This is a genomic window from Metabacillus mesotrionivorans (assembly GCF_052171315.1).
Classification (GTDB): Bacteria; Bacillota; Bacilli; order Bacillales; family Bacillaceae; genus Bacillus_P.
Window position 1 is genome coordinate 38,243 of record NZ_JBQMFF010000003.1, and the last position, 12,071, is coordinate 50,313.

The following is a 12,071-nucleotide window of genomic DNA, read 5'->3' on the forward strand; positions in this document are numbered from 1 at the left end:
CCCTTTAGCTCTCTCGCATCCGCGCAAAGGGTTCTTTCTCGGTTCCTTATGACCCTTCAGCTCTCTCGAACATGCACGAAGGGTTCTTTCCACGCTTCTTATGACCTTTTAGCTCTCTCGTATTTGCGCGAAGGGTTCTTTCCACGCTTCTTATGACCCTTCAGCTCTTTCGCATCCGCGCAAAGGGTTCTTTCTCGGTTCCTTATGACCTTTCAGCCCTCTCGCATCTGCTCGAAGGGTGCTTTCCACGCTTCTTATGACCCTTTAGCTCTCTCGCTTCCTCACGAAGGGTTCTTTCCACACTTCTTATGACCCTTCAGCTCTCTCGAACATGCACGAAGGGTTCTTTCCACGCTTCTTATGACCTTTTAGCTCTCTCGTATTTGCGCGAAGGGTTCTTTCCACGCTTCTTATGACCCTTCAGCTCTTTCGCATCCGCGCAAAGGGTTCTTTCTCGGTTCCTTATGACCTATCAGCTTCTCGTATTTGCGCGAAGGGTGCTTTCCACGCTTCTTATGACCCTTCAGCTCTCTCACATCTGCTCGAAGGGTTCTTTCCACGCTTCTTATGACCTTTCAGCTCTCTCGCAACCGCACGAAGGGTGCTTTCCACGCTTCTTATGACCCTCCAGCTCTCACACATCCGCACGAAGGGTTACTTCCCGGATTCTAATGACCTTCCCCCGGATCATTCACTTTCTAGCTTCATGCACCTTCAAAAGTTTTCCCTTAACAGTGGTCGTTTTCATGGCTTTTAAAACGGCAGGCCCTTTTCCGTTCAGAATATCTACGTATGTGACATTTTCCTGTATGGAAATGATCCCAATGTCATCCGCCGTGATGCCGGGAAGGTTTGAGATTGTCCCGACAAAATCAATGGCTCTGATTTTCTTTTTCTTCCCGCCGTTAAAATAAAGTTTCATGATGCCTTTATTCAACTGGGCACTTTTGTCTTTTTTCATAGCGGGCCTCGCTGAAAGTTTCTTCTCAAAAGCCGGCTTGGCAGCTGCCGTTTCTTCATGAGTTGGAGCGTCTGTTCTGCGAATGGCAAATCCGATATAGTCCTCAATCTCCGCTGTCATTCTTTCTTCATTCGGCACAGAAAACGTTATCGCTTTCCCTTTTTTGCCTGCTCTTCCGGTTCTGCCTGTTCTGTGAACATAGCTTTCTTTTTCAAGGGGAAGATCGTAATTGATGACAAGAGATACATTGTCAACGTCAATTCCCCTTGCCGCGACATCTGTTGCAATTAAGTAGCGGAACGCTCCTTTTTTGAAATCATACATAACAGAAAAACGATCTTCCTGAACGAGTCCGCCATGAATTTTTCCGCAAGGATAGCCAGCACGGCTGAGCTTCCTCTCTAGCAAGTCCACCCTCTCCTGCGTTCTGCAAAAAAGAATGCAGCTGTCAGGATTTTCGATCACCGTTACTGCTTTTGCAAGTGAAAATTTATCATCCTCTGAAACGGTGATGAGCGAATGGTCAATGTCAGACGTCGTTAATCCAGATGCCTTTATTTCAATTTGGACCGGATCGTTCATATAGTTGTCGCACAGCTTTTCAACATCATCAGGAAGCGTAGCTGAAAAAAGCATCGATATCCGCTCTTTTGGCAGTTCTTCCATAATGGCCGCCACTTGATCGATAAACCCCATATTCAGCATCTCATCAGCTTCATCTATGATTAAAAAGCGCAATTTCTCGAGGGGGAATGTACCTTTTTCAATGTGATCAAGTACTCTTCCGGGTGTGCCCGCAACGATGTGCGTCTTTTGCTTCAATTCTATTTTCTGACGTTCAAATGGCTGTTTCCCATAAATAGCCGCTGCTTTAATTCGTTTAAATCTCCCGATGTTTGTGAGATCTTCTTTTATTTGTGCAGCAAGTTCCCTTGTCGGTGTCAAAACAAGCGCCTGCGGCTTATTCTCCTCCCATTCAACAAGCTCGCACAGAGGAATGCCGAAAGCTGCTGTTTTTCCGCTGCCTGTCTGGGATTTAACCACAAGATCTTTTTGCTGCAGGGCAGCCGGAATCACGAGCTTTTGTACTTCAGTCGGCTGGTTATAGCTTAATTTATCTAAAGCTTTAAGTAGATCAGAGCTTAACTTGTAATCTGAAAATCCGTTTTTCATTTGTCCTGAACCTCAATTTCATTTGTTTTATCACATGTGCTCCGGGTAAATATCCATTATACCCTTTATTAGACGGAATTAGATTTATGACCACAAAAAAATACCGTAAATCTCCTGGGAGATTCACGGTATTCTATCAATCTATCAGTTTAAAACTTTTACATTTACTTCGCGCTTGCCAAATGCCACTGCTGCATCTTGTGTAGGAATGAACACATCAATGCGGTCGCCTTTAATCGCTCCGCCTGTGTCCTCTGCTGTTGCATAGCCGTAGCCTTCAACATATACTTTTGATCCAAGCGGAATCACATTAGGATCAACTGCAATCACTTTTTTGTCAGGATTTGCTCTTAAATCAACGCCGGTAGCCGTTGTTCCTGAGCAGCCTTCACAAAAAGCGGTATAAGCTGTTGCTGTAACTGTCATTTCTTTTGCAACGCTCTCTTCTTTTACATCATTTTCTGAAACCGCGCTTGCAGAAGCCTCATTTACAGACGGATTTGTGTCTTTAGGCTTTTCGCTAGGTTTTGCAGGGGCAGGGGCAGGCTTGCCATTATCTGCATCACTGTAAACCACTAATTCCTGTCCAGGGTGGATCATGTCGCTTTGAAGTTCGTTTTTACCTTTAATATGTTCAACACTTGCTCCGAATTTTTCTCCGATGCTCCATAAAGTGTCTCCGGCAACGACTGTGTAAACTTCCTCATCTGATACTTTTAATGTATTGTCTGCCATGATTATGTCTGATGATAAGCCGTTCCAGCTCTTAATATCTTCCACTGAAACGTTATGTTCTTTGGATAGGCTGTAAAGAGTGTCACCCTTCTCCACTACGACCTCTTCTGCCTGTGCGCTAAATCCTGCTGTCGTTGTTAGTGCAGCAGCTGCTGCTAATGAAAAGATTGTTTTTTTCATTATTTTTCCTCCTCCTTCAGCAATCGATGTTTCCCATCTTAGCATAAAAAAGAGGCTTGTAAAAAACAGAGAGATAATAAATCCATTACAAATGTAACAGCACGATAACAATTACCTTACCAAATAACTGAAAATTCCCACTATATTCCTTAGTTTCCTGCAAAAAATAAGTGAAATTAGTTCGTTTTTCACCATATCCAAATACTAAATTTCTTTTTATCAGGACATATGGTATGGCCCTTTATAAGGGATGCACGCTAAAATTTCTTCTCTTTATATGAAACAAACCGCCACGTTAATCCGTCTTATATGTAAGAAGAAAAACCAAAGGGGAAATGAACATGGGGAAATTACTGAATAAGCTGGATATGACAAAACAAGATCTGCTGTTTGGCATTGCAGGGTCATTGCTGATTGCTTCATTCGTGCAGTTTATCGCTTAATAACGTGAAAAACCCCTTGGACAAAAGGGGTTTTTTTTATCAGACGACTGCCGCTTCCTCGGATCTTCCTCTATTGCGTTTCACGGCATATGCTACCGCAGCAGCCCAGCCGATAATGATAAATCCGTAAACGAATGGTGTAATCGATGCATCCGTATCCCAGGTTGTCAGCAGCGTTCTCGCGTTAGTCAGCACGATGAATCCTCCTACAAGGACGCCAAGAAGGTGGCCGGGAAGCTTCCTTACAAGCCAGGCGGCAATCGGTGCAGCGATGATCCCTCCAATCATTAGTGCCCCAACCCACAGCCAGTTGACCTGCTCCCATCCAAGAGAAAGCAAAAATCCAAGTGTTGCTGATACGGCAATGGCAAATTCACTCGTATCAACCGTCCCTACCACTTTCCGTGCTGAGGCTCCTTTTTGCGAAAGCAGCACTGGCGTTGCAATCGGTCCCCATCCGCCTCCGCCGGTTGCATCAGCGAACCCTGCAATCAGCCCAAGGGGAATTGATTTTTTTCTTGTTAATGCAAGGGATTGATTTTGTTCCCTTGCTTCCAAGTGAAATAAGAAACGGACAAGGACATACAGCCCTAAAGCAAGCAGGAAAACAGCAATAAACGGTTTTGCCAGATCTCCGGGCAAATTACTTAGAAAGCACGCTCCCGCAAATGCTCCGATTGAGCCCGGAATGATCAGCTTATAGACAGCCTGTTTATCCACGTTTCCAAACTTAATGTGTGAAGCTCCAGATGCTGCTGTAGTGACTACTTCTGCCAAATGCACAGATGCCGAGGCAACAGCAGGAGCAATCCCGAAAGTCAAAAGCAGTGTAGTAGATGTTACCCCGTACGCCATCCCCAGTGAACCATCAATTAACTGTGCTAAAAAACCAATAAATGCAAAAATAATAAGCTTTCTCAAAGCCTTCTCCCCTTTCTGAATAAAAAAAGGTCCTTAACATTATGTTAAGGACCTTTGGTTATCCAATCAGTCTGATTTTTTTAAATTTTCAATTTGTATTTTTATTATACATAATTCCTATGAGTTTACAAGGGATTGTGTGAAAATTTTTTTAGATCAATTTTTTCATTTTTAGTAACCAGCCTTTCTGATAAACTAAAGCTACTTCATCCTGAGAATAGAGGAGTGAAAGAAGCAATTGATTTTTGGACCCCGCGTTTTGAAAACAGGAATATCTGTCACGCTGGCGCTTTTTATCTGCTCCCTTGCAAATCTTGAGTACTCCGTATTTGCCGGGGTAGCCGCCATCTTTACAATCCAGCCTTCCATCTACAGGACATGGAAACAGGTTCGTGAACAATTTCAGGCCAATACACTCGGTGCGCTGCTCGCCCTGTTTGCTCTTTACTTTTTCGGCAGCAGTCCTCTCGTCATTGGAGTCGTTGTCATCTCTGTGATTGTAATTTGTCTGAAGCTGAAAATGGAAGCGTCCATCTCATTGACGCTTGTAACCGTTTTGGCCATCATGAGTGCACCGGGGCAAGAGGATTTTATTTATGTGCTGAACCGGTTTGCCGTCATTCTGATCGGAATTGCTTCAGCCTTTGTTGTCAATCTCCTGATTCTTCCGCCGAAATATAAAGAGAACTTTTTTTCAAAAGTGCAGACCGTTTTTGAAACGATGTCTCTTTTATTGAGAACTGCTGTATCGGATGAGCTGACTGAATCGTACTATCAGGAAAAAAGGAAAGAGTTCAGAACTGACCTGCAGCAGCTTGAAGACTTATATGAACTTTTTGATGAAGAACGGGAAAAGATGGCAAAGATCAATCCGCTGAATGTAAGAGAAATTGTCGTGTTTAAACAGATGCTCAAAACCATTCAGCAGGCTGCCGATGTACTGAAAGTCATCGAAGAGCATTACTTTCAGAGCAGAACCACACTGGCAGAGGATCAGTTGTTTGATGATCAAATTGAACAGCTGACGAAATGGCATGAGTATTTGCTGCTCAAATATGATGGAAAAATTAAACTCAAGGACCGGTTTGAAGATGACCGGGTGACAAGAGAAACAAGAGTTTTTCTTATTCAAATGATGGAAAGAGACTCTGAAAAAATTGAAAATCAGAGATTGAATGTTGTAGCATCCGCTGTCTATGAATATGCCTTCCAATTGCAGCGGCTGGATCAGCTGGTTGGAAGTTACGCAAAAAAAGCAGAAGGTGTATAAAAAAAGTCCAGCCAAACGGCTGGACTTTTATGCTGAGCGCAGCTGCCTTTCTGCAGATGCATCTTGAGCAGGTCTTGCTTTTTTGATTTTAGGTACGGGTATAACATAGCCGCTTAATGGAATAAACTGCAGCAGCCTGATAAATGCCACTCCAATGACCATGACAGCAAGGAACAGCAGCGGAGTGTTGCCGACTGTCCAAACGCTGTTTGGCAGGTATTCAACCATAAGATATAACGTCATCGGATGAATGAGATAAATGCCCATTGAATACTGGCCAATGATCATCAGCGGCTTTTTGATGACTGTCAGTTTTGTAAGAAGCGGGTACATTCCAATGGTAGCAATACAAATCAGCGGAATGTTGAACAGGTTTGTAAGTCTTCTGTTGGAAACCTGTCCAGTGATACGATACTCCACAACTGCTCCGGCAGAAACAACCAGTGCAAAAGCAAGCATCTGCCATGGACGCTTAGTCGCAAAGCCTACAATCTCTTCCCAGAAATAAGCAAGGACTCCGCCAAACGCAAAGTAGAAAAGCCAGATCGGCATAAAAGTCTTGCTTGCGAAAAACGCTCCAAGCGCTCCTTCGACACCTGGATTAAAGCCAAATAGTTTGTAGCTGATCACTAATGAAATAAGAGCAAAAACAATCATAAGAAGTTTAGATCTGACGATTTTTTGAAGCAGCGGAAAAATAAAATAAAACTGAACCACTATTGCTATAAAGTAGAGGTGGTAAAACGATTCTCCCAATAACAGCCTCTGCAGTTCTGCGCCAAAGCCCTGAAATTCCAGACCATCATAATGAAAAACCAGATAACGGTAAGCAAAGCTCCAGATAAGGAACGGGAGCAAAATTTTTGAAAAGCGCGAAGTAATGAATTTCTTTGTATCAAATCCCTTTTTTCTTACTTGGTAAAAAAGGAGAAAGCCGCTGAGCACAGCGAAAATGGTTGTTCCAAATCTTCCAACCTGATTAATAAAATACGTAAACCAATGCCATGTTTGAGCATTTGCATAATAATGAGTGGCCGTAACGTGTACGCCAACAACAGCCATACAGGCAAAAGCTCTTAAAAATGAAATTTCAAATAGGTAATTTCTGTTTTTTTGTTTAGTAGCACCAGATGACTGAACAGACATAACCTGACCTCCTTGTTCTCAAAGTATAAGTTTATTGTAGATGCAACGGACAAACAAGTGTCGATTTTTGTCAAAATAAGTACTTATGTATGAAATTGAAAAACGTGACATTTCCTGCATGAATTTTGTAAATCCCTGCAAAGCCAATATGACGGGAACTGAGCGTATTTCCCTGTAAAAGATGAATTCTGAAAAAATGAATAGCAGGACCCTCTTTTTTGGTAAAAGTTTCTTCCGTTCTTCCGCCAATGTTATTCCCGCTAAGAGAAAAGGCTTACGTGTGAATGAGGTTTTCTGATTGAAGCATCCTATAGACTATACATAACCGAAGGCGTGTTGCTGATGAATAATATATACGAGTGTTTAATTGTTGGGGCAGGAATTGCGGGGCTTCAGGCAGCCATTCAGCTTGGACGTTACAGAAGAAAGGTGATTGTCATTGATTCAGGTGAAGGACGTTCTTCCCTTTGCAGAAGCTACCGCAATATTCTGGGCTGGCCAGACGGAATCAGCGGCGAGGAACTGAGAACGCTTGGAAAAGCACAAGCTGAAGAAACAGGCGTGCACTTCTTTAGCGGCCGCGTAGTCAGGCTGAAAAAAGCAGGAAATGCTTTTGAGGCTGAAACGGCATCAGGAGCCGTCTATTACGCAAAGAGAGTTCTGCTTTCGACTGGACTATCTGACAGAATGCCGGAGCTTCCTGGCCTAAAAGCCTGCCTCGGCCTCAGTGTCTATGTGTGTCCCGATTGTGACGGCTATGAGGTCAGGGATAAAAAAACCATTGTGCTCGGCGCGGGAGCTGCGGGTGCAAACATGGCGCTTACCCTTTCTTATTGGACCGATTCTATCGTGTATGTCAATCATGAACAGCAATCAATTCCTGAAGACCTGATTCTGAAGCTTCAACACAAAGGAATTATAAGTGTGGATAAGAAAGCTGATGAAGTTTTAACAGAAAACGGATCTGTGTTTAAAGGAATTCGTTTTGCAGACGGGACGCTGCTTGAGGGTGATTGCGGCTTTCTTGCTTTCGGAGGGAACACTGTCCATACCGGGCTTGCAGCAATGCTTGGTGCTGAACGGCTTGAAAATAAGCATGTCCTGACAAATCCCAGGACAAAGGAAACAAGCGTTAAACATGTATGGGCTGCAGGAGATGCAGGCGTGCATTCTGAGCAGGTGACCATTGCAATGGGAGAAGGGTGTCAGGCTGCGGTCTGGATTCATAAGAGCCTGATGGACGGAGAATAGCAGCGGGCTGCTGTTCTCTTTTGTTTTGCCCGTGTTATTATGGGGTCTTGAAATCCGCACCTTATCATTGAAAAAATAGTTTAAAAGACTTAGTATTTAAAGAGAGTGATTTTTTACTAATTTTACATAATTTAAGCAACTTTACAAAAAGCTATTTAACTTAAGGAGTGGATGAACGTATGGGTGTGACGCTCAGTAAAGGTCAAAAAGTGGATTTAACGAAATCAAATCCCGGCCTTCAGAACGTAATTGTCGGACTTGGATGGGATGTAAGCAGGCACGGGGCATCCTACGACCTTGATGCATCAGCATTCCTGGTCGGTCAATCCGGCAAGGTAGGCAGCGATCAGGATTTTGTTTTTTACAACAATCCGTCAGGCGGAAACGGTTCGATTCTGTACACCGGAGATAACAGGACAGGTGCAGGGCATCAGGATGATGAGCAGATTCAAATTAATTTAAGCGCTGTCCCTCAGCACATTCACCGCATTGCGTTTACAATTACGATTCATGATGCACAGGCAAAGCAGCAGAACTTCGGACAGGTTGAAAATGCCTATGTCCGCATTTTCAATCCGCTTAACAATGATGAGCTGATCAGGTTTAATCTTGGCAGAGATTTTACTGTCGAAACCGCGATTGTTGCAGCTGAGCTCTACCGCCACAACGGCGAGTGGAAATTTAATGCAATTGCAAGCGGATTTCAGGGCGGCCTTGCAGCCTTGTGCCGAAACTTCGGAGTAACGGTGGATGACGAACCGGCACCGGCAGCGGGAGTTCATTCAAGCGGATTTCAGCCGCAGCAGCCAAGCTATTCCCAGCAGAATACGTATCAGCCTCAGCAGACTGCCTATTCTCAGCAGTCCGCGCCATCGTACACTCAGTCTCCTCCGGCCTATTCACAGCAAAGCTACAGCCAGCCGCAGCAGACATATAGTCAAGGATCTCAGACATACGGCGCGGAGACGATCAGCTGTACACGCTGCAGTTCAACGAACGTACGCACAGGCGAAAAGGGCTTCGGTCTTGGAAAAGCTGCTGTAGGCGGTTTGATTCTTGGACCTGTAGGACTGCTTGGAGGATTTATCGGAAAAAACAAGTTAAAGTTCACGTGCAACAGCTGCGGCAATTCCTGGTCTCCGAATCAGACGGATTACGCCGAGTGGGCTAATCAGCAAAAGAACAAGGCTATGGAGCTTTTCCAGAAATATAAGAGTCAGGACGTCCTTGAAGCCGTTGTTGCCGCCTGTGCACTTGTAGGCACGGCAGATGGCCGCCTTGATCAGGCTGAGCGCCAAAAAATGATTGAGTTTGTGAATCAAAGTGAAGAGCTTCGTGTCTTTGACACAAATAAAGTCATTCAGCAATTTAACGTATATGTTCAAAAAATGGAAAGAGATCCGATTATCGGACGTGCTGAAGCCTTTAAAGCACTTGGAAGAGTGCGCACGAAACCGGAAATTGCGAGGCTTGTTGCCCGCTATTGCATCGCCATCGGTTATGCGGACGGCCATTTCGATCAGAATGAACAAAAAGCTGTTGCAGATATCTGCTATGAGCTTGGACTGAATCCAAACGAGTTTTTGGCTTAGGAACAAAAGCGTAAGCGCCTTTTTGAAATCCGATAGGCAGATAAGAATCCGGCGGAAAAGTCCGGGTCCCGCCTTTTTTGTCGGATTTGTTCTGACAGAGGATCTAGGCGCTGGAGCTGGACGCGGATAGCTTTGTTAAGCTATTCAATCCATGAATATCATTATTAATATCCTTAACAATTAAAAAATGCCTGCAGGAATCTGTCCCGCGGGCATTTTTTTACTGTGAAAACTTTGTCACATAATCTCACAAACCAGAAGTCTTTCTGATTTTTCTATCGTAAAATAAAAGAAAAAGAAAAAATTTTTTTATCCTTCCCTTACCATATATACTCCCCTTCTCGGTTTTACGACTGAAGGATACCGTTCAATTACCTTTACCATGAATGCGGATGGAGACGATACCCGTTTCCCGGTCTGCGCTTCCAGATCGTCTGCAATTTGTTTGGGAGTGGCCACTTTCCTGGCCCTGAGCAGATGAAAAGCAGCCGCAATCAATTCATTTGACTCTTTTTTCGTATATCTCACAGTTCTCCATTCCCTTCTGATAATAGTGCTATTTCATCTATTTTACTTTGAATGGCGCCTTAAATCTACAACGTTTTAAACCGCTAAAGCGTCAAATGAATTATTTACTATACTCCTATATTTTCTGTGGGCAGCCCTTTTTGGAAAAATTTTATAAGCCCATGCTATGAACAGATTTGACAGAATCAGGTATAATAGGTTCATCACAAACAGAAATGGGTGACAGATTCTGAAAGAATTTATTCTTCTCATGGCAGAAGCTGTGAATAATATACACGACCTTATCAATTCAATGGCCTATCAGACGTTTGGGTTAAATGTGACGGACAAAGACCTTCACTTCTGGATTATGGGCTTCATTGGAATGGCTGTGTTTCTCTTTGTCTACCTTCTTTCGAAATGGCTGTCAAAGCTTCCTTTTGGAATAACAGCTCTTTCCTTTCTATACACAATGACGTTTATGTTCGTTCTTGTTTTTGGGATAGAAATTCAGCAGGCTCTTACAAGACGCGGGAACATGGAATTTATTGATGCCATTGTCGGACTGTGGGGCTTTGTCGCACTATTTTTAGTTTATATAGCGCTCATCCTTGTTGTTTTGGTGATTAGAAGTCTTTTCAGAAAAATAACCAGTAAAGAGGATATAGACGCTTAATCAGGAGCTCTCAAATGAGGGCTCTTTTTGTATGGAGATTTATCCGAATGCTCACAAAGAGAACCTCACGGAGTTTTACAAACTGAAAGGAAAAGCCGCATCTATGCCTGACCTGCCTGAGCAAAGCACTACTTCCTTGTCAGGCCCTTTCGGAACCAGACATAGAATATGCGGATAATGATGATGATGGAAAGGTTAATGAAGAAGGTCAGGAACCAATGATACTTCCTGTACTCCATTAAATCTGTATACTCTGCAAGAAGCCAGGCCATGAGCTGGATGCCGAATGCACTGGCAATGAAATAAGCTGCTTTCAGCAGAAGCCTATTTTGTTCAGGATAGTTCAGGTTAAACCAAACGGCAATGGCAGGATAAAACAAGTAGTACAGGGTCAAGCTCATCTTTGTCGCATCCGGAAACTCCCTGAACGGAAAAACCATCCTGCCTGACAGGGTTTGTATGTACACATACAGCCAGCCCACAGACTGTGCAAACAGGAAGATCACTTGAGCCTCTCTCCGTTTTTCTTTTGGAACCTTCAGCAGCAGATACAATATTGCAGCTCCCCAAAGAGAAGCAAGGACAATCATTTCACGCATGGCTGTCACCTTTTGAAACCATTCCCTTCCTGTACCATTTTACGTACTGATGGTTAATCATCAGTACCAGCATGACGGAAAAAAAAGTCCAGTGCCATTTCCATTCGTCATATCTGACTAGGTTCGTATAGGCTTCCAATATGACTTCTGCAACGGTAAATACCCCGGAGAAGATAATAGCGTAAACCCATTTTACAATCAGGCTTTTGCGTGATGGATAATGGATGCTGAAAAGAATGGCCAGCACGGGAAATAGGAAAAACTCAAACGTAAAGCTTGATTCGTTGACTTTGTTTTCAATGCTGAAAAGCTGCACCGGGTAATGGATCCAGCCCATTTCAACAACAAAAAGTCCTGCAATCCACGTAATGGAGCCAAGGGAAAGAAACGGAATCCATGCTTCCCTCGCCCTCTCTTTCGGTACAAACTTTCCTATTAATAGGATGCTGAGCACAATGGCTCCGGCAATAATCCATCTCTCATGTATCATAGCGTCCCTGTCCATTTCTGTTTTTGTTGAATCTTCTTTAACCTTCTGTCAATACAGGAGGATTCTGGAATTCCCCCTGTTTTATTACTATTGGTTCATCTTTTGCCAATTATGTGAGAATACAATA

Annotated in this window: 11 protein-coding genes; 4 read left to right on the forward strand and 7 right to left on the reverse strand. The window is 43.6% G+C overall.

What is annotated here, in order from left to right; translation table 11 throughout:
- Positions 1-691: 691 nt before the first annotated feature.
- From ACTSEZ_RS10140 to ACTSEZ_RS10150, 3 genes are all read right to left on the reverse strand, one after another.
- The gene (locus tag ACTSEZ_RS10140) at positions 692-2,134 is read right to left on the reverse strand and encodes a DEAD/DEAH box helicase (RefSeq protein WP_369734125.1); all 1,443 of its coding nucleotides are present in this window, start codon (positions 2,132-2,134) and stop codon (positions 692-694) included.
- 144 nt (positions 2,135-2,278) lie between these two features.
- A complete protein-coding gene (locus ACTSEZ_RS10145; RefSeq protein WP_369734126.1) occupies positions 2,279-3,049 on the reverse strand; it encodes a 3D domain-containing protein in 771 nt (256 codons plus the stop codon).
- A 482-nt stretch (positions 3,050-3,531) separates the two neighbouring features.
- The gene (locus tag ACTSEZ_RS10150; RefSeq protein WP_369734127.1) at positions 3,532-4,413 is read right to left on the reverse strand and encodes a sulfite exporter TauE/SafE family protein; all 882 of its coding nucleotides are present in this window, start codon (positions 4,411-4,413) and stop codon (positions 3,532-3,534) included.
- Between the two features lie 238 nt (positions 4,414-4,651).
- Between ACTSEZ_RS10150 and ACTSEZ_RS10155 the strand changes: the two genes are divergently transcribed.
- On the forward strand, positions 4,652-5,683 hold the full coding sequence (locus ACTSEZ_RS10155; RefSeq protein WP_369734128.1) for an FUSC family protein: 1,032 nt from the start codon (positions 4,652-4,654) through the stop codon (positions 5,681-5,683).
- Between the two features lie 27 nt (positions 5,684-5,710).
- Here the strand turns inward: ACTSEZ_RS10155 and ACTSEZ_RS10160 are convergent, their stop codons facing one another.
- Entirely contained in the window at positions 5,711-6,829 is a 1,119-nt protein-coding gene (locus ACTSEZ_RS10160) for an acyltransferase (RefSeq protein WP_369734129.1), read from the reverse strand.
- 342 nt (positions 6,830-7,171) lie between these two features.
- Here ACTSEZ_RS10160 and ACTSEZ_RS10165 point away from each other — a divergent pair, with 342 nt between their 5' ends.
- Together ACTSEZ_RS10165 and ACTSEZ_RS10170 are read left to right on the forward strand one after the other, a co-directional pair.
- Positions 7,172-8,080 carry an NAD(P)/FAD-dependent oxidoreductase gene (locus tag ACTSEZ_RS10165; RefSeq protein ID WP_369734130.1) on the forward strand — a complete coding sequence of 303 codons (909 nt, stop codon included), beginning with the start codon at positions 7,172-7,174 and terminating at the stop codon, positions 8,078-8,080.
- Positions 8,081-8,259: 179 nt separating this feature from the next.
- Positions 8,260-9,672, forward strand: coding sequence for a TerD family protein (locus ACTSEZ_RS10170; protein WP_369734131.1), 1,413 nt, complete (start codon positions 8,260-8,262; stop codon positions 9,670-9,672).
- Between the two features lie 309 nt (positions 9,673-9,981).
- Here ACTSEZ_RS10170 and ACTSEZ_RS10175 read toward each other — a convergent pair whose 3' ends face one another.
- Positions 9,982-10,200 carry a Rok-like winged helix domain-containing protein gene (locus tag ACTSEZ_RS10175; protein ID WP_029283913.1) on the reverse strand — a complete coding sequence of 73 codons (219 nt, stop codon included), beginning with the start codon at positions 10,198-10,200 and terminating at the stop codon, positions 9,982-9,984.
- Between the two features lie 262 nt (positions 10,201-10,462).
- Here ACTSEZ_RS10175 and ACTSEZ_RS10180 point away from each other — a divergent pair, with 262 nt between their 5' ends.
- Positions 10,463-10,855 carry a hypothetical protein gene (locus tag ACTSEZ_RS10180; protein WP_369734132.1) on the forward strand — a complete coding sequence of 131 codons (393 nt, stop codon included), beginning with the start codon at positions 10,463-10,465 and terminating at the stop codon, positions 10,853-10,855.
- A gap of 128 nt (positions 10,856-10,983) precedes the next feature.
- Here ACTSEZ_RS10180 and ACTSEZ_RS10185 read toward each other — a convergent pair whose 3' ends face one another.
- Together ACTSEZ_RS10185 and ACTSEZ_RS10190 are read right to left on the reverse strand one after the other, a co-directional pair.
- The gene (locus ACTSEZ_RS10185; RefSeq protein WP_369734133.1) at positions 10,984-11,454 is read right to left on the reverse strand and encodes a CBO0543 family protein; all 471 of its coding nucleotides are present in this window, start codon (positions 11,452-11,454) and stop codon (positions 10,984-10,986) included.
- A complete protein-coding gene (locus ACTSEZ_RS10190; RefSeq protein WP_369734134.1) occupies positions 11,447-11,944 on the reverse strand; it encodes a CBO0543 family protein in 498 nt (165 codons plus the stop codon). The genes ACTSEZ_RS10185 and ACTSEZ_RS10190 overlap by 8 nt, the downstream gene beginning before the upstream one ends.
- Positions 11,945-12,071: the final 127 nt, after the last annotated feature.

Coding starts and splice junctions, on each gene's coding strand:
- ACTSEZ_RS10165 (WP_369734130.1), top strand. CDS start 7,172: ATGAATAATATATACGAGTGTTTAATTGTTGGGGCAGGAATTGCGGGG.
- ACTSEZ_RS10170 (WP_369734131.1), top strand. CDS start 8,260: ATGGGTGTGACGCTCAGTAAAGGTCAAAAAGTGGATTTAACGAAATCA.
- ACTSEZ_RS10185 (WP_369734133.1), bottom strand. CDS start 11,454: ATGCGTGAAATGATTGTCCTTGCTTCTCTTTGGGGAGCTGCAATATTG.
- ACTSEZ_RS10140 (WP_369734125.1), bottom strand. CDS start 2,134: ATGAAAAACGGATTTTCAGATTACAAGTTAAGCTCTGATCTACTTAAA.
- ACTSEZ_RS10190 (WP_369734134.1), bottom strand. CDS start 11,944: ATGATACATGAGAGATGGATTATTGCCGGAGCCATTGTGCTCAGCATC.
- ACTSEZ_RS10145 (WP_369734126.1), bottom strand. CDS start 3,049: ATGAAAAAAACAATCTTTTCATTAGCAGCAGCTGCTGCACTAACAACG.
- ACTSEZ_RS10160 (WP_369734129.1), bottom strand. CDS start 6,829: ATGTCTGTTCAGTCATCTGGTGCTACTAAACAAAAAAACAGAAATTAC.